General features: G+C 70.5%; 18 protein-coding genes. 10 read left to right on the top strand and 8 right to left on the bottom strand.

What is annotated here, in order from left to right; genetic code table 11:
• Positions 1-42: 42 nt before the first annotated feature.
• Positions 43-1,188: an amidohydrolase family protein gene (locus NO998_RS06420; RefSeq protein ID WP_267646278.1), complete on the bottom strand. Its 1,146-nt coding sequence runs from the start codon at positions 1,186-1,188 to the stop codon at positions 43-45.
• Between the two features lie 52 nt (positions 1,189-1,240).
• On the opposite strand from NO998_RS06420, the gene NO998_RS06415 reads away from it, so the two are divergent.
• Positions 1,241-2,968 carry a M28 family peptidase gene (locus NO998_RS06415; RefSeq protein WP_267646277.1) on the top strand — a complete coding sequence of 576 codons (1,728 nt, stop codon included), beginning with the start codon at positions 1,241-1,243 and terminating at the stop codon, positions 2,966-2,968.
• 32 nt (positions 2,969-3,000) lie between these two features.
• On the opposite strand, the gene NO998_RS06410 is transcribed toward NO998_RS06415, so the two are convergent.
• Entirely contained in the window at positions 3,001-3,726 is a 726-nt protein-coding gene (locus tag NO998_RS06410; protein WP_267646276.1) for an SDR family NAD(P)-dependent oxidoreductase, read from the bottom strand.
• A 49-nt stretch (positions 3,727-3,775) separates the two neighbouring features.
• A complete protein-coding gene (locus NO998_RS06405; RefSeq protein WP_267646275.1) occupies positions 3,776-4,138 on the bottom strand; it encodes a winged helix-turn-helix transcriptional regulator in 363 nt (120 codons plus the stop codon).
• 135 nt (positions 4,139-4,273) lie between these two features.
• Between NO998_RS06405 and tuf the strand changes: the two genes are divergently transcribed.
• Complete coding sequence (tuf, locus tag NO998_RS06400; protein WP_267646274.1) at positions 4,274-5,542, top strand: translation elongation factor EF-1 subunit alpha; 1,269 nt, start codon at positions 4,274-4,276, stop codon at positions 5,540-5,542.
• Positions 5,543-5,568: 26 nt separating this feature from the next.
• Here the strand turns inward: tuf and NO998_RS06395 are convergent, their stop codons facing one another.
• Positions 5,569-6,516 carry an LLM class flavin-dependent oxidoreductase gene (locus tag NO998_RS06395; protein ID WP_267646273.1) on the bottom strand — a complete coding sequence of 316 codons (948 nt, stop codon included), beginning with the start codon at positions 6,514-6,516 and terminating at the stop codon, positions 5,569-5,571.
• Positions 6,517-6,595: 79 nt separating this feature from the next.
• On the opposite strand from NO998_RS06395, the gene NO998_RS06390 reads away from it, so the two are divergent.
• Complete coding sequence (locus tag NO998_RS06390; protein WP_267646272.1) at positions 6,596-7,912, top strand: phosphoribosylamine--glycine ligase; 1,317 nt, start codon at positions 6,596-6,598, stop codon at positions 7,910-7,912.
• A 31-nt stretch (positions 7,913-7,943) separates the two neighbouring features.
• Here NO998_RS06390 and NO998_RS06385 read toward each other — a convergent pair whose 3' ends face one another.
• Positions 7,944-8,546, bottom strand: a complete 603-nt coding sequence (locus NO998_RS06385; protein WP_267646271.1) for a metal-dependent hydrolase — start codon at positions 8,544-8,546, stop codon at positions 7,944-7,946.
• Between the two features lie 73 nt (positions 8,547-8,619).
• Here NO998_RS06385 and NO998_RS06380 point away from each other — a divergent pair, with 73 nt between their 5' ends.
• The 5 genes from NO998_RS06380 (at position 8,620) to NO998_RS06360 (ending at position 12,099) form a co-directional block, all read left to right on the top strand.
• Entirely contained in the window at positions 8,620-9,240 is a 621-nt protein-coding gene (locus NO998_RS06380) for a hypothetical protein (protein WP_267646270.1), read from the top strand.
• Positions 9,237-9,866 (top strand): DUF2238 domain-containing protein, encoded by a 630-nt coding sequence (locus NO998_RS06375; protein ID WP_267646269.1) that lies wholly within the window; start codon positions 9,237-9,239, stop codon positions 9,864-9,866. Before NO998_RS06380 ends, NO998_RS06375 begins: the two co-directional genes overlap by 4 nt.
• Positions 9,867-10,027: 161 nt before the next feature.
• Positions 10,028-10,492, top strand: coding sequence for a cupin domain-containing protein (locus tag NO998_RS06370; RefSeq protein WP_267646268.1), 465 nt, complete (start codon positions 10,028-10,030; stop codon positions 10,490-10,492).
• 60 nt (positions 10,493-10,552) lie between these two features.
• Positions 10,553-11,077: a hypothetical protein gene (locus NO998_RS06365; RefSeq protein ID WP_267646266.1), complete on the top strand. Its 525-nt coding sequence runs from the start codon at positions 10,553-10,555 to the stop codon at positions 11,075-11,077.
• Positions 11,078-11,121: 44 nt separating this feature from the next.
• The gene (locus NO998_RS06360; protein WP_267646264.1) at positions 11,122-12,099 is read left to right on the top strand and encodes an AAA family ATPase; all 978 of its coding nucleotides are present in this window, start codon (positions 11,122-11,124) and stop codon (positions 12,097-12,099) included.
• Here NO998_RS06360 and NO998_RS06355 read toward each other — a convergent pair.
• Together NO998_RS06355 and NO998_RS06350 are read right to left on the bottom strand one after the other, a co-directional pair.
• Entirely contained in the window at positions 12,096-12,356 is a 261-nt protein-coding gene (locus tag NO998_RS06355; protein ID WP_267646263.1) for a DUF7968 family protein, read from the bottom strand. The genes NO998_RS06360 and NO998_RS06355 overlap by 4 nt on opposite strands.
• Before the next feature lie 38 nt (positions 12,357-12,394).
• Positions 12,395-13,402 carry an asparaginase gene (locus NO998_RS06350; protein WP_267646262.1) on the bottom strand — a complete coding sequence of 336 codons (1,008 nt, stop codon included), beginning with the start codon at positions 13,400-13,402 and terminating at the stop codon, positions 12,395-12,397.
• A gap of 129 nt (positions 13,403-13,531) precedes the next feature.
• Between NO998_RS06350 and NO998_RS06345 the strand changes: the two genes are divergently transcribed.
• Together NO998_RS06345 and NO998_RS06340 are read left to right on the top strand one after the other, a co-directional pair.
• Complete coding sequence (locus NO998_RS06345; protein WP_267646261.1) at positions 13,532-15,607, top strand: PD-(D/E)XK nuclease family protein; 2,076 nt, start codon at positions 13,532-13,534, stop codon at positions 15,605-15,607.
• Positions 15,604-19,152, top strand: coding sequence for a UvrD-helicase domain-containing protein (locus NO998_RS06340; RefSeq protein WP_267646260.1), 3,549 nt, complete (start codon positions 15,604-15,606; stop codon positions 19,150-19,152). Before NO998_RS06345 ends, NO998_RS06340 begins: the two co-directional genes overlap by 4 nt.
• On the opposite strand, the gene NO998_RS06335 is transcribed toward NO998_RS06340, so the two are convergent.
• Positions 19,149-20,201: a beta propeller repeat protein gene (locus NO998_RS06335; protein ID WP_267646259.1), complete on the bottom strand. Its 1,053-nt coding sequence runs from the start codon at positions 20,199-20,201 to the stop codon at positions 19,149-19,151. The two genes, NO998_RS06340 and NO998_RS06335, sit on opposite strands and share 4 nt — an antisense overlap.
• Positions 20,202-20,444: the final 243 nt, after the last annotated feature.

The following is a 20,444-nucleotide window of genomic DNA, read 5'->3' as shown; positions in this document are numbered from 1 at the left end:
GTCCGGACCGCCGGGAGCAGCACCCGCCGCGGTCCAGCCCCGTCAGACCACGCGCTCGCCGTTTTTCACGACCGCGACCGGCTCGGTGAGCGTGTCGACGTTCTCCGCCGGGTGGTCGGCGACGACGACCACGTCGCCGTGATCGCCCGGTGTCAGCGTGCCGGCCCGCTCGGCCCGGGACGCGCGTGCGGCCTCGCTCGTGATCGCTCTGATCGCCGTCTCGGGACTGGCGCCGTAGTCGACGAGGTGGGCGGCCTCGTCGGCGAGGTTGCCGTGCATGCTGTCGGTGCCGACGGCGACGGGCACGTCGGCCGCGAGCACGCGCTCCCAACTCTCCCGTTCGCTCGCGCGAGCCTCCTCGACGCGAGCCATCACGTCCGGGTCGTCGGCGTCGCCGCCGACGATCCCCTCGGGGTCGTGGAGGATGCTGAACGTCCCGACTGCGTGGGCGTCGCTCTCGGCGAGGAGGTTCGTCAGCGCCGGCCCGAAGGCGGCGGCGTGTTCGACGGTGTCGACGCCCGCCTCGATGGCTTGCCGCGCGCCGGCGCCGCCGTGGGCGTGGGTGGCGACGTGGACGCCCTGTCGGTGAGCCTCGTCGATGATGGCTTCGACCTCCTCGTCGGTGTACGGCGCCCGATCCAGGCTCCCCGAGCCCGACGAGACCCCGCCGGTGGCGAAGTACTTGATGTGGTGGGCGCCGGCCGCGAGCATGTCCCGCACGCGCTGGCGGCAAGCCTCCGGCCCGTCGGTCGCCGTCAGCGCGACGCCGTGCCCGTTGGTCGGCGTGAGGTGGCCGCCACAGGGCAGGATCCGCGGCGCGTCGAGTTCGCCCGCGCGCTCGGACTCCCGGAGCCGGAGGTCCAGCCGGTGTTCACAGCCCATCATGCGGACGGTCGTCGTGCCCGCCCGGAGGTCGGTTTCGAGGTTGTTCGCCGCCCTGACCGCCTGCACGGCGGGGTCGGCGCGCATCTGACTCAACTGGTCGCCCTCGCCCGGTCGGATCGGCCCGTGGGTGTGCGCGTCGACGAAGCCCGGCAGCGCGTAGCCCTCTCCCTCGTAGAGCGGTTCGGCGTCAGCCGGCGGTTCCTCGCGTACGTCGACTACTTCGCCGTCCTCGATACAGACGACGCGGCCGTCGACGTGGCCACTTTTCGGGCGGTACACACCATCCGTGTGAACATACTGCATGAATTCTGCTGGTGCCCAAATAACTATAGCTCCATCGTTCCACCCCCTCTCTATGCTCGAACCGATCGACAGAGAAACCGAGACGGAGCTACGCGACCTCGTCGACGCCGACGAACTGGAACGGCACGTCGACGCCTTCGACGGTACCGAACGGATCTCCGGCACCGACGACGAGTGGGAGGCCAGCGAGTACGTCGTCGAGACCCTGCGGGAGTACGGCTGTGAGGCCGAGCTACTGGAGTTCGAGGCGTACATCAGCGTCCCGGGCAGCGCCCGGGTGGACGTGACGGCGCCGACGGCGAAAACGTTCGACGAGGCCATCACCTCCTCCTTCGGCGCGAGCACGCCCCCGAGCGGCGTCTCCGGCGAGGTCGTCCGCATCGAGGACGTGACCGAGGAGAACGTGGCCGCCGCTGACCTGGAGGGGAAGGTCGCGTTCACCACCGGCCTGCCGACGCCCGAACCGATCGGACTGTTCGAGGACGCCGGCGCCGAGGCGGTGCTCTACCAGTCCTCGAACCCCGACCACCTCCACGAGATGATCGTCACCCCCGTCTGGGGGACGCCGACGCTCGGCGACGAGGAGGAGATCCCCGACGTGCCGGTCGCACAGGTGACACACGACGCCGGCGACTGGCTGCGCGACCGCAACGAGGAGGGCCCCGTCGACGTCACGGTCACCACGCAGGTCACCACCGAACTCACGACGCTCCCCTGCCCTGTCGGCCGGGTCGAGGGGACCGAGAGTGATCGCTACATGGTCGTCGGCAACCACGTCGACTCGTGGTACGAGGGGATCACCGACAACGCGACGGCGATGGCGGCGACGCTCGAACTGGCCCGGGTCTTCGCCGAGAACCCGCCCGCGCGAGGGTTGGTGTTCGGCTTCTGGCCGGCCCACTCGACCGGGCGCTACGCCGGGTCGACGTGGTGGGCCGATCAGGAGTGGCTCGACCTCCGGGAGAACGGCGTCGCCTACTACCACCTCGACCTGAACGGGCTGAAGGGTGCCGACGGCCTCTGGCACCAGGAGATGGCCGAACTCAACGAGGAACACCTCGACATCCTCGACACCGCCAGCGACATGCCGATGCTCGAGACGGCCGACGCCGGCTTCCTCGGCTCCGACCGGCCGGCCCGCAACTCCGACCAGTCGTTCTGGGGCGCCGGCCTCACCTCGCTACTCTCGGGCGCCCGGATGAACCCCGGCGGCGAGGGCGGCCCCATCGGCGGGGGCTGGTGGTGGCACACCCCCGCCGACACCCGGGACAAGGTCGACATCGACGTGCTGGCCGAGGAGACCGAGATCGCGGTCACGCTGGCCAGCCGAATCTGTGACTCGCCGACGCTCCCCCACGACTTCCGGGCGACCGCCGCCGACGTGCGCGAGCAGGTCGCCGGGATCGAGTCTGACACCGACAGCAGCTTCCCGGCCATCCACGAGGACCTCGACGCCTTGGAGGTCGCGCTCGACGAGGCCTACGAGGCTATCGAGGCCGTCGACGGCGTCGGCACCGACGCCGCGGCCGCCGCCGAGGACCTCCAGGTCGAACTGGGCAACGAACTGGTGCCGGCGCTGTACATGACTCGGCGGGACTACGACCAGGAGCCCGCACTTCCCCACCAGCCGCTACCGGAACTCCGCCGCGCCGCGGCCGTCGAAGGAACCGATCGGACCGAACTGTTCGCCGAAACGACGCTCGCACGGGAGGTCAACCGCCTCCGGCACCGACTGCAGAACGCACAGCGGGCCGCCGACGCGTTCGTCGAAGAACAGTAACGCGCTCGCGGCCGAACTCCCTTCTTTCGCGATCAGACCAGCGACGCGCCGCCGTCGACGTCGACGACCGCGCCGGTCATGTAGCTGGCCCGCTCCGAGCAGAGGAAGTCGATCAGGTCGGCGGCCTCCTCGGGCTTGCCGAGTCGGTCGATCGGCAGTTGATCGGTGAACTGCTCGATCCCCTCCTCGGTCCACAGCCCGGAGTCGGTCGTCAGCGGCGTGTCCATCAGCCCGGGGACGACGCAGTTCACCCGGACGTGCGGGCTGAGCTGTTTGGCCAGGCCCTTCGTGAGTCCGAACACGCCAGCTTTCGAGGCGGAGTAGTGGACGCCGCCGCTGGCCGAGCCCTGCTTGCCCGCGCCCGAGGAGACGTTGACGATGGCGCCGTGTCCGCGCTCGAACATGTGCGGGCCGGCAGCGCGAACGAGGTTGTACTGGCCGGTGAGGTTGATGTCGAGGACCTCGTGCCACTCCTCGGGGTCGAGGTCGCCGATCCAGACGGACCGCGAGATGGCGGCGTTGTTGACTACCGCGACCACGTCGGCGTCGGCCTCGATCTCGGCGACGATCTCGGCGATCCGGTCGCCGTCGCGCACGTCGGCCACGTACCCCTCGACGTCGTCGAACTCGGCGGCGACCTCGGTGATCGTCTCGTCGACGTCGATGCCGGCGACGAGGTCGTAGCGCTCCCGGAACAGGTCAACGGTGGCGCGTCCGATCCCGCTGGCCGCGCCAGTCACGATTGCTGCGTCGGTCATACCCGGGGGTTGGCTGCAGGGGACTTACGTGTTCGCCCGGGGGCGAGGCTCAGGCCGTCCAGTCGGTCCCGCCGTCGCCGTACTGCCGCATCCACCGGTCGAGTTCCCGGAACGTCGGTTCGAGGTCGGCGAGCGGCGCCGTCGGCTCGTACTCGACGCGGGGCGGGATCTCGTCGTACTGGGTGCGGTCGAGCAAGCCCAGGTCGTCGAGTTCCCCGAGGCGCCGGGAGAGCGTGTTCGGGGACACGTCGAGGGCCGCCTGTAGCTCGCCGAAGCGGACCGGGCCGTCGGCCTCGATGAGGACCTCGTGGAGGATGGCCATGGTGTGTGCCTTCCCGAGCAGCGAGAACAGTTCGGGCTCGGCGACGGACTCGTACTCGACTGCCGTCGGCGGGCCGTTCGGGTCACTCATGTCAGTCACTACGGGTTCGGGAGTATTGTGGGTTCCGCAGCCCTTGACCGTCGAAGGCCACGGCTTCCACCGTGGAAGCGGCTACCACGCCGAGAGTCGGCAGCTTTTGCCGCCGAATCACCTAGTAGTGCCGTCATGAGTGAGAAACCGCACCAGAACCTAGCCATCATCGGTCACGTCGACCACGGCAAGAGCACGCTCGTCGGCCGACTGCTGTACGAGACCGGCAGCGTGCCCGAGCACGTCATCGAGCAGCACCGTGAGGAGGCCGAGGAGAAGGGGAAGGGCGGCTTCGAGTTCGCCTACGTGATGGACAACCTCGCCGAGGAGCGCGAGCGCGGGGTGACCATCGACATCGCCCACCAGGAGTTCGACACGGACACGTACGACTTCACCATCGTCGACACGCCGGGGCACCGTGACTTCGTCAAGAACATGATCACGGGCGCCTCGCAGGCCGACCACGCCGTCCTCGTCGTCGCCGCCGACGACGGCGTCGCGCCCCAGACCCGCGAGCACGTGTTCCTCGCCCGCACGCTGGGCATCGACGAACTGATCGTCGCGGTGAACAAGATGGACCTCGTCGACTACAGCGAGGACACCTACCGCGGCGTCGTCGACGAGGTGAAGGAGCTGCTCGGGCAGGTCCGCTTCTCCACCGAGGACGCGTCGTTCATCCCGCTGTCGGCGTTCGAGGGCGACAACATCTCGGAACACTCCGGGAACACGTCGTGGTACGACGGCCCGAGCCTGCTGGAGGCGCTCAACAACCTCCCCGAGCCACAGCCGCCGACGGACGCGCCGCTTCGACTGCCGATTCAGGACGTCTACACCATCTCCGGCATCGGGACCGTCCCGGTCGGCCGGATCGAGACCGGGACCCTCGACGTGGGCGACATGGTCTCGTTCCAGCCCAGCGACGTGAGCGGCGAGGTCAAAACCATCGAGATGCACCACGAGGAGGTGCCCAACGCCCAGCCCGGCGATAACGTCGGCTTCAACGTCCGCGGCGTCGGCAAAGACGACATCCGTCGCGGCGACGTTGCCGGGCCGGCGAGCGACCCGCCGACGGTCGCCGAGACGTTCCAAGCCCAGTTGGTCGTCATGCAGCACCCATCGGTGATCACGGCGGGCTACACGCCCGTCCTCCACGCCCACACTGCACAGGTCGCCGGAACCATCGAGTCCATCGACCAGAAGATCGACCCCTCGACCGGCGAAGTCGCCGAGGAGAACCCCGACTTCATCAAGTCCGGCGACGCCGCCGTGGTGACGTTCAGACCGCAGAAGCCGCTCTCGATCGAGCGTTCGAGCGACATCCCCGAACTGGGGAGCTTCGCCGTCCGCGACATGGGCCAGACCATCGCGGCCGGGAAGGTCCTCGACATCGAGGAGCGGGCGTAAGCTGATCGGCCCACGGCCCCCGTTTTTCAGAACTGTCCCATCACTTCGTCCGCGAACAGCTCCGGCCCGGTCGTGTCGGGGAAGTCGACGAACTCGACGACGAACTCCTCGAAGCCGGCCTCCCGGTAGCGTTCGATATCGGCGGCGACCTGCTCGGGCGTGCCGACGAGGTGGAACTCGTCGTCGTCGAGGTTCTCCGGGCGGAACCGGGGGACGGCGTCCAGTAGCTCCTCGACTTCCGCCTCCGTCTCGCGGATGATGCAGCGTGCGAACCACGACTTCTCGATGGCGTCGTAGTCGGTGCCGTAGGTCTCGCAGTGCTCGCGGAGCACGTCGAGTTTGCCCTCGAGCATCTCCAGATCGCCCCAGTAGTTCCACGTGTCGGCGTGTTTGGCGGTGATGCGGAGCGTGAACTGCTCGCCGCCGCCGCCGATCATGATCGGTGGGTAGGGGTCCTGTATCGGGTGTGGCCGGCCGTCGGCGCCGTCGAGTTCGTAGTAGTCGCCGTCGTAGTCAACGTCGTCGCCGGTCCAGAGTTCCTTACAGACCTCGACGGTCTCCTCCATCCGGCGGAGGCGCTCGGGGGCGCTCGGCCACTCGTAGCCGAACGCCTCGGCCTCGTCCTGCTTCCAGCCGGCGCCCATGCCGACCTTCAGCCGGCCCTCGGAGATGTGGTCCAACTGCGCCAGCGCCTTCGCCAGCAGCGGGCCGTGGCGCAGTTGGTCGTTGAACGTCTTCGGGTAGAGGTAGACGTCTTCCGTCGCGCCCGCGAGCCCGGCGAGCGTCGACAGCCCCTCCGTCGTCGGCCCGGCGCCGGCCATGATGTGGTCCGGGATCGCCAGCCCGTCGAAGCCGAGGGCCTCGATATCGACGGCGTAGTCGCGCTGGTCGGCCCACGATATCTCGTCGCAGAACGCGAGCGTGCTGTACTCCGAACTCCCCGCACAGATCGGGACGTTGACGGCGAACTCCATGAGGACTGGTGCCACCACACGCACTTTATCCCATCCCTCCCGGCCAAAGAGCCAAGACGGGGCCAACCGAGCGACCGGCATGGACACCAAACGGTTCCTCTTCGTCTCCGCCGACGCCGCGCTGATCACGGACCTCGCGTGGCAGGTCCACGAGGAGGGCCACGACGTGAAGTACTACATCGAGGCCGAGAGCGACCGGGAGATCGGCGACGGCTTCGTCCCGAAGACCGACGACTGGGAGGCCGAGGTCGACTGGGCGGACGTGATCGTCTTCGACGACATCTGGATGGGTGACGACATCGGCACCGGCGCGCGGGCAGAGGAACTCCGCGCCGAGGGCCACGCCGTCGTCGGCGGCACGCGGAACACCGACCGGCTGGAGGAGGACCGCGGCTACGCGATGGAAGTGCTGGAGGAGAACGGCGTGAGCACCATCGACCACCGGGAGTTCCGGAGCTTCGAGGAGGGGATCCGGTTCGTCGAGGAGAACCCCGCCCCCTACGTCATCAAGCCGTTGGGGGAGGTCCAGAACGTCAAGCGCCTGCTCTACGTCGGCGACGAGGACGACGGCAGCGACGTGGCCGACGTGCTCAAAGCCTACGAGAAGGCGTGGGGTCACCGGATGAAGGGGTTCCAACTCCAGCGGAAGGTCGAGGGCGTCGAGGTCGCCGTCTGTGGCTTCTTCGACGGCGACGGGTTCGTCGACCGGGTGAACTTCAACTTCGAGCACAAGAAGCTCTTCCCGGGCAACATCGGCCCCTCGACCGGCGAGATGGGGACCTCGATGTTCTGGGCCGGCCGGAACGAACTGTTCGAGGAGACGCTTGGCAAACTGGAGGGGTGGCTCGCCGAGGAGGGGTACGTCGGCAGCATCGACCTCAACTGCATCGTCAACGACACCGGGATCTACCCCTTGGAGTTCACCCCCCGGTTCGGGTACCCGACGATCGCGCTCCAAGAGGAGTCCATCGAGTCCTCGACGGCCGCGTTCTTCCACGACCTCGCCCACGGAAACGACCCCGAACCCGAGGTCCACCGGGGCTTCCAAGTCGCCGTCCGGGTCGTCCTGCCGCCGTTCCCGTTCGACGACGAGGAGACCTACGACGAGAACTCCCGCAACGCCGCGGTCGTGTTCGAGACACCCGACCGGTCGGGGATCCACCTGGAGGACACCAAACGTGTCGACGGCCAGTGGCGGGTCGCCGGCGAGAGCGGCATGCCGCTCGTCGTCACCGGGAAGGGCGAAACGATGGCCGCTGCTCGCGAGCAGTGTTACGGGCGTATCGGCGACATCGCCATCCCGAACCGGTACTACCGCGACGACATCGGCGAGCGCTGGATGGAGGGCGAGGGCGACAAGCTACAGGCGTGGGGCTACCTCGGGCCGCGGGCCTGAGCGAGGCGTCGGCGACGCCCAGTTCCGAGAACTACTGTTGATACCGGTCAGGGACGTACGCCGCTGCCGGTTCGGGGACGTTCTCGAACACCGTCGGCGCCAACGACGCCAGCCGGCGTCGGAGCAGGCTGTAGGTCCCGCCGATCAGGAGCGCCGCGGCCGCGACCCAGTGGAACGGCTTGGGGAGCACCGCCGCCAGCGGCACCGCGAGCGTCCCCAGCAACAGCACGTCCTCGGGGGCGCCGTCGTAGCGGACCCACCGTTTCGGGCGGCGCCAGCGGCCGCGTACGTGGTCGTACACCGCCCGCTCCGAGGTCCCCATCCACGGTCGGAGTTCGAGGCCGCCACCGTAGCGGTCCATCCGACAGTGCAGCGCCGCCGCGACGAGCAGGAACGCCAGCCCGACGGCGATGGGCGTCCCGAGCAGCCACGCCCCGCCGACCGCCGGCACCGCTGCCAGCGCGTAGCCCGTCGGGTAGTGCAGGGATCGCCGGTGCCCCGCGTACAGGTCGAGGTCCGGGAGTACGCCGCCGATCAGCGCGCCGGTGAGCGCCGCCGGCGCCTGTTCGGGCGCCAGCACGAGCAGCGGCGCGGCGACCGCCAAGCCGGCGATCGCGTGTGTTGGCAGCATCATTGTTTCTGACGACGTGGGACAACGGGATAAGCGCGTCGCCGGATTAATGCGCTGGCCCACGTATACGCCGGTGATGAGTGACCCGGGCCGCGGGACCGAAATCGGGGATGCCCTCGAACGCCTGTTCCGGGACGGACGGACCAACGCCCTGCTGTCGTGGGCGCTGGTGGGCGTGCTCGCGCTGACCCTCGGCGAGAGCGCGCTCGACCGTGACTACCAGTGGGTGCTGCTCGTGGCCGTCGCCGGGGGCATCGTCCTGCTGCCGCCGGCCGCGTACCGCGAGTGGCGGGTGATGCTCCCCTGGGAGCTGCTGGTGCTCGCGCTGTTGCCGATCCTCGCTCGGGCCGTCGGCGGCCGCGGCGTCGGGACGTTCGTGACCGCGCTGGCGCTGGCGGCGCTCGCGCTGATCGTCATCGTCGAACTGCACACGTTCACCGCGCTGCAGGTCACCCAGTGGTTCGCGGTGGTGCTGGTCGTGTTGACGACGCTGGCGTCGGTGGGCGCGTGGACGGTGTTCCGGTGGAACGCCGACCGCCTGTTCGGGACGAACTACCTCACGACTAACGAGGCGCTGATGGCGGAGTGGCTCACGGTGACCGTCGCGGGGCTCGTCGCCGGAGTCCTGTTCGAGGGCTACTTCCGGCGCCGCGACCGGATCCTGTGGCGGGCGATCCGCCGGGTGGTTCGCCGATGAGGCTTCCGCGGCCGTCGGCACGGAACCAACGGCGTATCACGCGGACCCTCCAGGTCCTGCTGCTCTCGGTCGTCGCCTACGGCCTGCTCGCGGGGGAACCCAAAGCGGTCACGAACGGCGGCGCCGGCCTGCTGGTGACGTTGCTGCCGGCGACGTTCGAGCGCAACTACGAGGTGTCCCTCGACCCGTGGCTCGGGCTCTGGGTCACGAGTGCGGTGTTCCTCCACAGCGCCGGCTCGGCCGGCCTCTACAGCACGGTCGGCTGGTGGGATCACCTCACCCACGCGATGTCCGCCTCCCTGATCGCCGCCGTCGGCTACACGACCGCCCGGACCATCGACCTCCACAGCGACGAGATCAACATCCCCCGGGAGTTCCTCTTCGTCTACCTGTTCGTGGTGGTGCTCTCCTTCGGCGTCGTCTGGGAGCTGTTCGAGTTCGGCCTCGACGCGCTGTCGGCGTCGACGGGGGTGACGATGCCGCTAGCCCAGCACGGCCTCGACGACACGGTTCGGGACACGATGTTCAACGCCCTCGGCGCGCTGCTCGTCGCCGTGTTCGGGCAGGTCCACCTGACGGACGTGGCCGAGACCATCCTCACACAGCGCTTCACTGAGGGGACGTGAGTGGACCGCGGCCGCGTTCTGGAGTTTCCGAGAACTTCGAACCGCTGAGAAAGTTCACAATTTGTAGCGTGTCCGTGCGGTCCGGACCGTTTGCCGGTCCCCGACGGTGGGGCCTACCGGGAGCCCAACTTTCTTCGCTGGAGCGACACACTGACGGAACGATGGAACACGTAACCGTCGACGACGTCGACACGCAGGGCGAACTGAACCGTCGCGGGCTCTCGGAGCCGCTCGGGACGAGCGACTTCGCCATCAACCACTACCACCTCGAACCCGGCGAGGGGTTCTCCGGCGGCCGGCACACCCACCTCGACCAGGAGGAGGCGTTCTACGTCATCTCGGGAACCGCCACCTTCGAGGTCACCCAGGAGCCGACCGGCGAACCCGAGACCGTCGAGGTCGGGGCCGGCGAAGTCGTCCGGTTCGCCCCCGGCGAGTACCAGACCGGTTCCAACGAGGGCGACGAGGACGTCGAGGCGCTGGCGCTCGGCGCGCCGGCCGACAGCACCGACGTGCGCGTTCCCGGCCCGTGTCCCGAATGTGGCCAGGAGTCGCTCGCGATCACCTTCGAGGGCGGCGAGATGGGCACCGTCTGCCCCGAGTGCGGCGCCGAACCCGGAGCGTAAGCCCGCAGGGGGCCGTTTTCTCCCGTACCGTTAAGGAGACAGCGCACCGACACGAACGCGATGGACCGAAAGCGTGTCGCTGCGACGACCCTCGCCGCGCTGGTCCTCGCGTTCCTCCTCCGTATCGTTCCGGGCTACCTCGTCGATCAGTGGGTGACCGGTGCCCCCGAGGCAGGCATCCTCCCGATTTTCGGCACGGTCGGGCAGACGGTGTCGGCACTCCTCTACGTCACTTCGGCCGTCGAAGCGCTCGCGCCGACCGCGGCCGGGGTCGCCCTGGGCTACTGGATCGCCCGACAGGCCGTCGACGACGACGAACTCCGGGACGGCCTCCGAGCCGCCGGCGCCGTCGGCGTCGCACTCCTCGGCCTGACAGCGCTCGCCGCCGTCGTCGTCGCGGTCGTCAGCGCCCCGTTCCTGGTCGTCGCGCTCTCGATGCCCCTGAGTGTCGTCGTGGTCACGCTCCTCGGCGCCGTCGCCGGTGCGGGGCTGGAGCGTTTCGACCTGGTCGGCGACGACGGGGACGTACGGGCCGCCGGTGCCGACGATCCGTCGCCGCCGCCGGCCGACGCCGACGCGCGGTAACGCGAGGCAAGGACTTTCACCCCCGCGAGGGAACCCACGAACGAATGAGCGACACACCCTCCGCCCACGACGCCGGCGACCACCTCGAGGCAGTGCTCGACGCTATCGAAGGCGCCGTGATCGTCCGCCGTGAGTTCCTCGAGACCGTCCTCGTCGGCGTGCTCGCCCGCGGCCACGTCCTGCTCGAGGACGTCCCCGGGACCGGCAAGACCCTGACCGCCCAGAGCGTCTCGACGGCGCTCGGGCTCTCCTTCTCCCGTATCCAGTTCACGCCCGACCTGTTGCCCGCCGACATCACCGGGACGAACGTGTTCCACGAGAACGAGGGCGACTTCGAGTTCCAGCCCGGTCCCGTGTTCGCCAACGTCGTGCTGGCCGACGAGATCAACCGCGCACCCCCCAAAACGCAGGCCGCGCTGCTGGAGGCGATGGCCGAGGGACAGGTGACCGTCGAGGGCGAGACCCGCGACCTCCCGGAGCCGTTCATCGTCATCGCCACCCAGAACCCCGTCGAGAGCGAGGGGACGTTCCCGCTGCCGGAGGCCCAGATCGACCGCTTCGCAGTGAAGGACTCGATGGGGTATCCCGAGCGCGACGGGGAGATCGAACTGCTCCGACGGCGTGCGGGCCGCACCGAACAGGTCCCCACCGTCGAGCGCGTGCTCGACGACGGCATGGTCGAGGCGCTCCAGCAGGTGCCCGAGTCCGTCCACGCGAACCCGGACCTGCTCGACTACATCGCCGACGTGGCCCGGGCGACTCGCGAGGACCGGCGAGTCGAGGTCGGCGTCTCCCCGCGGGGGACCCAACGGCTCTTCGAGATCGCCCGCGCCCACGCGACGCTTCGCTCCCGGGAGTTCCTCACCCCCGACGACGTGAAAGCCGTCGCCGGCCCCGCGCTGGCTCACCGACTGGTTCTCACCCCAGAGGCACAGATCGACGGGATCGGGAAGGCCACGGTGGTTCAGGACGTCCTCGACAGCGTCGAGGTACCGACCGTCGACGCGCCACCCGAGGCCTAACTCCGCATCTCGAAGGCGAACCCCGTCCGCTCGCCCACTTCGTCGCCGCCCTCCACCGACTCCACGCGGAGTGTCACGTCCCGCGTCGAGCCACAGCCGCGGCTCACGAACTCCGCCCACTGGTCGCCGACGGCGACTGCGCCGGCGTGGGCGCGCCGGAGATAGCCCCGGAACCGTTCCGTCCGGAGTTCGTCGCCGACCCGCGACTCGGCGGGCGTGTAGGAGAGCACCACGCGCGTCGCTTCGTCGTCAGTCACGGGGGCGAGTTAGCGCTCCAGGGCCAAATCGGCGACGCTCACGCCGACGGTTCGCGCAGCCCCGCCTCGAAGAACTCCGCGTCGACGGCGTCGTCACCGCCCGTTCCACCCGCGCCGCGTTCGAGCGCCACCGCGAGTTTGATCCGGGCCTTCCACGCCGGGAGGTCGCCGCCCCAGAGGACGCCCAGTTCGTCGAGGGTGGTGCCGCCGCCGTCGCCGCCGTACAGCGGCGCGGTCGCGCCCTCGTGGCACCGCGAGGCGACGACGACAGGAACCCCGGCCGCCAGCAGTTCCTCGATCGCCGCACAGAGCGAACCGGTGGTGTTCCCGAGACCGGTCCCGGCGACGACGACGCCATCGACGGCGGGGTCTGCGACGTCGCCGACGACCCGCCGCAGCGTGTCGCCGCTGGCGCCGAGTCCCGTGGTCACCACCGGGATTTCGGCCTCGACGGAGCCCACTTCGGGGGCCGACCCCGAGTAGCTCCGCGGCTCGCGGAACAGCCGAAGCCCGAGCGGGGTGAACTCCCCCACGGGGCCGCGCTCGGGCGAGTCGAACGTCGAGAGGGCGCTGGTGTGGCGCTTGACAACGTCCCGGGCCGCGTGGACCTCGTCGTCGAAGACGAGGTACGTCCCCGCGTCGACGCGCTCGTGGGTGACGGTTCGGACCGCCGAGAGGAGGTTCGGCGGGCCGTCGGTTCCCACCTGATCGAACGGCCGCTGGGCGCCGGTGAACGCGACGGGAACGTCGAGGGCCGTCGTCAGATCGAGGAGGTACGCCGACTCGGCCATCGTGTCCGTGCCGTGGGTGACGACGATCCCGTCGGCGTCCTCGGCCGCCCGCTCGGCCGCCTCTCGGAGCGCCGCGGCCCGCTCCCACGTCACGTCGAAGCCGGAGACGCTGGCGACGCGCTCGACGGCGAACGACGCCAACTCCGAGAGGCCCGGCACCGCATCGATCAGTTCCTCGCCGGCCTTCGTCGGCGTCTTGCTCTCCCCACCGGTGCTCGCTATCGTCCCGCCCGTGCTCAGAACCGTGACGTGCATGGTGGACCGCCGGACGGGTGGGCGATACGCCGGTCGATCCCGGACGGTGTTGCCGCGACCCAGGGCGGGGTCCGCGCCGTCCCTCGGCTTCTTACCGATCCGGGCCCACCGTCGAGTCACCTACCCCGCATGCCCGACACTACCGAAGGCGGCTCGATCCGGGCGGTCGTCGGCGGCGTTCACGGGAGCGACGCCGACGCGCTCCTCGGTCGTGCCAGCCGTGCCCCACAGCCGACGGAGCTGGTCGTGACGCCCGAGCGCCTCCACCGACGCAACCTCAAGCGCCGGCTGGCCGAGCACGCCACCCCGCGCAGCAGCCTCCGGCTGACCGACGCGACGACCATCGCCGACGACCTGCTCGACGGCGTCGGGGAGCCGGTCGACACGATCGACCGGATCGACCGACTCAACCACTTCGAAACGCTCCTGCAGCGCAAGACCGAGTCGAACAGGCGGCTCCGCGCGGCGTTCGGCGGGGACCTCCCGGCTCGCGTCGAAACGATCGCCGCCGCCCACAGCCGCGTCGGCGAACTGACCGGCTGGGCCGACGACCGACTCGACGACCTCTCGACGGTCGCCGACGGTCTCCCGGGGGTCGATGCACGCGACACGGCGGACGTCGTCGCCGGCGTCCGAGCACTCGAAGACCGACTCGTCGAACGTGTCGCCCCGATCCACTCCCGCGAAACGCTGCTCCCGGCGGCCGCCGACGCGCTCCGGGAGGACCCGGGGCGCTGGCGCGAGACGTTCCCCGCGGCCGAACGGCTCTCGGTCGCCGGCGTGAGTGCCGTCGACGCGCCGTTGCTCGGCCTGCTCGACGCCGCGGCAGCGGCGGGCGTCACGGTGACGGTCTCGCTCCGACCGGGGACCGGCCCCGATATCGCCGAGCGGCTGAGCGACCGACTCGATGTGGAACCCGGAAGGGGAGTCGGGACCCCCGGGGCTCGGAACGATACCGAAACCGCGGTCGCGCCCGGCCTCGACGCCGCGGAGTTCGTCGCCGACACGCCCGAAGGCGAGGCCCGTGTCGCCGCGGCCGTCGTCGCCGGCCACCTCCGGAACGGGGTCTCACCGAGTGACGTGCTGATCGTCGCCCGGGACGCCGGCGAGTACGAGCGGTCGCTGCGCCGGGCGCTGGGTCGCCACGGCGCGACACTCGCCGTCTGGGCACAGCTTCCCGCCGAGCGAACGGTGCCGTACCGCCAGTTCGCGGCGGTCTGTGAACTGCTCGGGAACGACGGGGTCGACGTCGAGGGGCTCCTCGAACCGCTTTCCTTCGAGTGGGTTCCACCGCAGGGCGACGCTGAAGAGGGCTCGACAGCGTGGCCACTCTCCGCCGCCCGGGTCGGCGCCCTTCGCGCCGGACTCGCCGACGAGTCGCCCGATCCGACCGAGCGCTCGGTCGACGGGTGGGCAGACCGACTGGACGACGCCGTCGACAGCGGGCAGGTCCCCGGCGCCGACGCCGCGGCCCTCCGGACGTTCCTCGATTGGGTTCGGGAGCAGCCCACGGCCCCGGAGCCGCCCGATATCCACCGGACGTTCGAGCCGCTGGTCGAATCCGGGCGTGAGACCGCGCTGCCGGCCGTCTTCGCGGCCGACAGCGACGACCTCAGCCGGACCTCGCGCTACGCGCGGGCCCTCTCCCGGGTCGAGGAGCTACTGACCGACACCCGCGCGAAGTACGACGAGTGGCTCGCTGCGGGCGACGTGCCGCGGTCGTGGCTGGCCGTCGCCGACCTCGCCGAGCGCGTCGTCACCACCCGCCCCGGCCGCCGCGAACACGCCAACGCCGCCGCCGTCGACGCCATCGACGCGACCGACGCGTGGCTGCGCGAGGTGCCCCACGTCGTCGCCGTGGGACTGGTCGACGGCGTCTGGCCGCGCCGGGTCGAGAGCGTGTTCCCCGAGGCGTTCCGGAGCGCGGTCGTCAAGGGTGACAGCGCCGCCGCTCGACGGCTAGCGGTCCCCGGCCGGTGGACCGCCGCCCGCGAGGTCGACCATCTCGCGTCGGGGCTCGGTGCCGCGACCGAGAGCCTCGCCGTCACTCGATACCGCCGTGACCGCGAGGGAACGGCGATGGAGCGTTCGCCGTTGCTTTCCCGGGTATCGGCCGACTCCGTCGACGAGTCGGCGACGCAGTCGCTCCTGACGAGGGGGACGCTCCCGGACGCCCTCGCCGCCGGCGGGGGTGGTTCGCGATGAGTGAAGAACTGTCGGGCGGCGAGGACACAACGGCAGAGACGGACGGCGACGACAGCCCGAACGGCTACCGCCGACTGGAGGGTGCACAGGCCGAGATCCGCGACGCCTTCTTCGAGGCCGACTCGGGACTGTTCGTGCTGGACTGTGGCCCCGGCGCCGGCAAGTCGGTCACCGCCGACACCGTCGCCGCCGAGGACCTCGCCCGCAAAGTCCACGACGGCGTCGAGAGCCCGACGGAGACGCTCTGTCTCACCTCCTTCTCCCGGGACGACGCGGCGAGTATCCTCCCCGGCGTCGAGGCGGCGCTGCGCGGGTTCGCGGCCGACCCGGAGGCGCCGGTCGATCTGGCTCCCGACGCCGCCGACGAACTGGGTGGGTCGCTCAGGGGCAGTGACCGCGTGGGAACGATAGACAGCGTGCTCGGCGCGGTGTTCGAGGCCGTCGCCGAGGAGGTGGGCTTCGACGGCGTCCCCGACGCCGGCGACGGCGCCGCCCTCGCACAGGTGCACGGCGACGCGCTGGCGGCTGTGCGGAACGAACCGTCGTTGGCCGAGCCGCTGGCGGCGCTCGACGACGCCTACCCCGGCGGGCGGTACGACGACGACGCGGCCGCGCTGCTCGCCGGCGCCCGAACAGCCTGTCGGGAACGCCGACTCTCGGTCCCCGACCTCCGGGAGCGACTGGAGACTGTCGTCGCCGGGAGCTACCCGGAGGGGGCGCCCGACTCCTTCGGGGACGTGCTTCGAGACACGGAGCGGTTCTTCGGCGCCGGGGAGCGCGAGGCGGTCGAACGGGGCTTGGACGCCGACCCGGACGGCGCTCCCGAATCGGTCGTCGACGCCGACGGCGCCTGCCGGGCCGGCTGGGCGGCTGCCGTTGACGCGCTCTGTACGGTGCTGCCGGCCTACCTCGACGCCTACGACGAGGCCTGTCGGCGGGCCGGCGTCGTCGCGCACGTCGACGTGGCCCACTGGATCGCGACGTTCTTCGCGGAGCCAGCCTACGAGAGCCCGTTCCGCGACCGACTCCGGGAGCGCTGGACCGGCCGGCTCTCGACGGTCGTCGTCGACGAGGCCCAGGACGTTTCGCGGGCCCAGCACGACGCGCTGGCACCCCTAGTCGATGCCGAGACGCGGGTGCTGCTGGTGGGTGACCCCGAACAGTGTATCTACGCGTGGCGCAACGCCCAGCCGCGACTGTTCGACACGGCCGCGACCGAGGGTCGCTACTTCGGGATCGACTGGGAGACCCACGAACGCCGAACTGCGACCCGGACGTACCGCTCGCGGCCGTCGGTCGCCGCCGCCATCGACACCGTCTTCGACTCGGTGTTCACGGACCCGACCCGCGGTGCCGTCGACGACGCCACGGCGGGGCGGGGGATCGACGGCTACGACCGGCTCTCGGCGGTTCGTGATCCCTCGCCCGGGCCGAGCCTCCACGTCGCCGCGTTCCCGGAGCACGGTCACCCCGGCTCGCCGACGTGGGTCGACCCGGAGGAGGGGATCGGCGAAGCCGCCGCGATGGCCGACTGCATCGCGGCCGGACTGGAGGACGGTCGCTTCGGCGACGATCCGGGCGTGACGGTGCTGTTCCACCAGCGGACCCACATGGGTGCTTACGTCGAGGCCTTCGCCGACGCCGGGCTCTCGGTACGGGACACCAGCCGTTCGCTGTTCGAGCACCCGCTCGTCGAGGCGGTCTGTGCGGTCGTACAGTGGCTCCTCGCGCCGACCGAGCAGTCCACGACGCTCGATCTGACCAACGACGACGCGGTGCCGATCAACGGGCTGGTGGACCGACTGATGCGTTCGGACTGGTCGATCCACGCCGTCGCCGACTCCGGGTCGATGCGGGGGGCGAAGGGCGCGTTCGTCGACGGCCTCGCCGAACTCGCGGACCGCCGAGCCGACCACCTCGCGGGTGCGGGCGCCGACGTGGTGGCGGACGTGGTCGAGACGCTCTCGCTGGCCGTCGACCCGCTAGACCAGAGCGCGACCGCCGTCGAGGACGCCGCCGTGCTGGACCGGTTGGTCGGTACGGTCGGCGACTGGGAGGGCGAGGAGACCTACTCGCTCGCGGAGCTCTCCGCGGAGTTGAACCACGCGCGGCGGAATCCCCGGACTGGGCCGAGCCTCCCCACCGCCGCCGAGGCCGACGTGACGTTCCGGACGATCCACGGCGCGAAAGGCGACGAGGACGACGTAGTCGCGCTCGCCGACCCCGGTACCGAACTGGGACGGTACGGCGCCTACCTCGATCAGTTGGTCGCCCACGGTCGCCACGTCGCGCTCGCGCCGCCGGCGAACGTCGCCCTCGGCGACGACTACCCGGCACTGGGCGGTACCGTCCTCGAGAACGGTCCGTACGACCCCGACGCCTCGCCGGGCGACGGCGACGCGGGTCTCCGCTGGGCGAGCGAACGCTGGATCGACGACGGGACCGACGAACGTGAGGTGGGCAGTACCGACGGTGGGATGCTCGCCGGCCCGCCGCCGCTGCGTACCGCGGTCGCCGACGCGCGCGCCGAGCGTTGGCGGCTCCTCTATGTCGCCCTCTCGCGGGCGCGCGACCACCTCGTGCTCCCGCTGCCGGGTCGTCGGTCGGCACCGACCCCGCGCGACCGTTGGGTCGACAGCCTCCGGGAAGCGTTCGAGTTCCACGAGGGGCGCAGCGGGGAGTACACCGTCGACACGCCCGGCCAGCACGACCCGCTGGCGGTCGCTGTCCACCGACCGTCGGCAGCGTCGCCGACGGCGACCGAGGAGTCAGGCGACGCCGACGGCAACGACGGGCCGCCGCCGCTTCCGGACCGGGGCTGGACGCCGCGGTTCGTCAACCCCAGCACCGTCTACGAACTCGCCGCCGCACCCGAGGAAGGCGTGCTCGCCCACCTGAGCGGGCGTCCCCTCCACGCCGAGCAGGACGGGGTGACCGTGCCGCTCAGCTTCGAGACCATGGGGCCGGAAGTGGTCGGCGACGTGGCACACGACCTCTTCACGTTCGCGCTCTCGGCGGGCGTCGACGCGGCGACGCTGTCGGACTGTGGCGGGCCGTTGCCCGCGGCGCTGGACCGTGCGGTCGCCGCCCACGCAAACGGCGTCGCTCCCGAAGAGCGCGAGGAGCTCCGACGCTACGTCGCGGGAACGCTCTGCCCGCAGTTGGCGGCGACAGAAGCGTACGACCGGCTCGTGAACAGCGACCGTCGGTTCGTCGAGGAGCCGCTGGACGCGGTCGTCAGGGTCCGCGGGGTGGCCGTCGAGATCGGCGGCCGAGCGGACGTGGTGTCGGTCGACGGTGACGGCCGCTGGCACATCGACGAACTCAAAGTCGGCCTGCGCCCGCCGGAACCGGAACTCACGGAACGCTACGAGCTACAGGCCGCGGCCTACGCGTGGCTGTTGGAGCGACAGGGGGCGTCGGCGGTGACGGCGTCGGTGACGACTGTCGGCGCACACCAAGCGACCGCGGCCGTCGACGCCGGCGGGGCTGATGTCCGCGAACTGCTCGACAGCCTCGCAGAACGGCGCTGGAACGACCGTTAGGCGTCGGGTTCGTCCGGCGGGTCGGGGGCGTCCGTATCGCTGTCGTCGGCGTCCGCTGGGTCCACGTCGCCGCCGTCGGCGGTTTCGGCGTCGGCCGACTGCGGGTCCTCCTCGTGGAACTCCTCGTTGCGCTCGCGCACGAGCACCGTCCCGTTCGCGCCGACGACGAGGTCGGGGGACCCGAGTGCGAGGTCGATCAGTGGCTCGTCAGTCGGGAGCGCCGTACGCTCCCACTCCTCGGGGCCGGTTCGCTCGTAGAGCGCGCCGTCGGCGCCGAGGGCACACATCTGGGGGTAGCCGTCCCCCTCGTCGTGGAGGTCGATGGAGACGACGCCGGTGCCGCCGGTGACACCCAACGGGGCCCAGTCGTCGGGCTCGTTGTCGTAGCGGTAGAGACAGCCGTCGTCGGCGCTCACGTAGACCCGCTCGTTCTCCCAGGCGTCGAGGTCGTGGAACGTGGTGTCGGGTTTGACGGTTCCCGTCGCCGACCAGCCGTCCTTGATGGTCGTCTTGTAGGCGATCCCCCCGGTGTCGATGGTGTAGGCGATCCCGTCGGGGCTGGCCGCCAGCGCGTCGATGCGCTCGTTCTCGTCGGGGCGGTCGACGGTCCCCCAGTCCACGTCGTGGCCGTCGACGCTGAACGGGAGGATGCCGCCGCGGCCGTCGGCCGCGACGCCCTTCTCCTCGCCGGCGTCGCCGGAGATGGCGATCCCCTCCCAGACGGAGGCCATCTCGACGGGGTAGTCGTACTCGAACAGTTCGCCCTTGCTCACGTCGTAACAGGCGAGGCTGCCGCCGGTGCCGACCATCCAGAGTCGCTCCCCGGCGGAGGTGCTGTCCATCGCCCGAACGCTGGTCGCGTCGGCTGTCGGCGCCGCCCCCTCGACGACGACGTGCCAGCCGGTCCCCGTGTCGGCGACGATTGTCCCACCCTCACCGATGGCGTAGGCCCCCTTCGGCGTGAGTTCGCCGTCGTAGAGGTCTACCTCGAACGGCGTGTCAGCGGTCCGCCACTGCGCCCGATCGGCCCCCGTTTGCTGGTGCCACATAGCGCATCGAACACAGGAGAAGGTGTAAAAAGTGTGCCCTGATCGAGTCCGTTCGGTCCGCTCGCCCGCTCAGAGCGTAATCGAGGCCACGAGGGCGACCGCGAAGACGCCGACCGTCGCGACGAGTGCCCTCGCCCACGTATCCATGTCGAGTCGTTCTCCGGCCACGACGATTCCTTGCCGTCCCCGCCACCGGTTCCGACCCGTGACAGGGAACTCCGCGTCCGCAAACACCGCTACGAA

The sequence above is a fragment of the Halolamina litorea genome, from assembly GCF_026616205.1.
Lineage (GTDB): Archaea > Halobacteriota > Halobacteria > Halobacteriales > Haloferacaceae > Halolamina > Halolamina litorea.
This window is presented reverse-complemented; position numbering and strand designations above follow the sequence as displayed.

What these genes read in the sequence shown, in the direction of transcription:
- NO998_RS06350 (WP_267646262.1), bottom strand. Translation starts at nt 13,402, where the DNA reads ATGCACGTCACGGTTCTGAGCACGGGCGGGACGATAGCGAGCACCGGT.
- NO998_RS06360 (WP_267646264.1), top strand. Translation starts at nt 11,122, where the DNA reads ATGAGCGACACACCCTCCGCCCACGACGCCGGCGACCACCTCGAGGCA.
- NO998_RS06370 (WP_267646268.1), top strand. Translation starts at nt 10,028, where the DNA reads ATGGAACACGTAACCGTCGACGACGTCGACACGCAGGGCGAACTGAAC.
- NO998_RS06415 (WP_267646277.1), top strand. Translation starts at nt 1,241, where the DNA reads ATGCTCGAACCGATCGACAGAGAAACCGAGACGGAGCTACGCGACCTC.
- NO998_RS06420 (WP_267646278.1), bottom strand. Translation starts at nt 1,188, where the DNA reads ATGCAGTATGTTCACACGGATGGTGTGTACCGCCCGAAAAGTGGCCAC.
- NO998_RS06390 (WP_267646272.1), top strand. Translation starts at nt 6,596, where the DNA reads ATGGACACCAAACGGTTCCTCTTCGTCTCCGCCGACGCCGCGCTGATC.
- NO998_RS06405 (WP_267646275.1), bottom strand. Translation starts at nt 4,138, where the DNA reads ATGAGTGACCCGAACGGCCCGCCGACGGCAGTCGAGTACGAGTCCGTC.
- NO998_RS06375 (WP_267646269.1), top strand. Translation starts at nt 9,237, where the DNA reads ATGAGGCTTCCGCGGCCGTCGGCACGGAACCAACGGCGTATCACGCGG.
- NO998_RS06340 (WP_267646260.1), top strand. Translation starts at nt 15,604, where the DNA reads ATGAGTGAAGAACTGTCGGGCGGCGAGGACACAACGGCAGAGACGGAC.
- NO998_RS06385 (WP_267646271.1), bottom strand. Translation starts at nt 8,546, where the DNA reads ATGATGCTGCCAACACACGCGATCGCCGGCTTGGCGGTCGCCGCGCCG.
- NO998_RS06335 (WP_267646259.1), bottom strand. Translation starts at nt 20,201, where the DNA reads ATGTGGCACCAGCAAACGGGGGCCGATCGGGCGCAGTGGCGGACCGCT.
- NO998_RS06395 (WP_267646273.1), bottom strand. Translation starts at nt 6,516, where the DNA reads ATGGAGTTCGCCGTCAACGTCCCGATCTGTGCGGGGAGTTCGGAGTAC.
- NO998_RS06380 (WP_267646270.1), top strand. Translation starts at nt 8,620, where the DNA reads ATGAGTGACCCGGGCCGCGGGACCGAAATCGGGGATGCCCTCGAACGC.
- NO998_RS06410 (WP_267646276.1), bottom strand. Translation starts at nt 3,726, where the DNA reads ATGACCGACGCAGCAATCGTGACTGGCGCGGCCAGCGGGATCGGACGC.
- NO998_RS06345 (WP_267646261.1), top strand. Translation starts at nt 13,532, where the DNA reads ATGCCCGACACTACCGAAGGCGGCTCGATCCGGGCGGTCGTCGGCGGC.
- NO998_RS06365 (WP_267646266.1), top strand. Translation starts at nt 10,553, where the DNA reads ATGGACCGAAAGCGTGTCGCTGCGACGACCCTCGCCGCGCTGGTCCTC.
- tuf (WP_267646274.1), top strand. Translation starts at nt 4,274, where the DNA reads ATGAGTGAGAAACCGCACCAGAACCTAGCCATCATCGGTCACGTCGAC.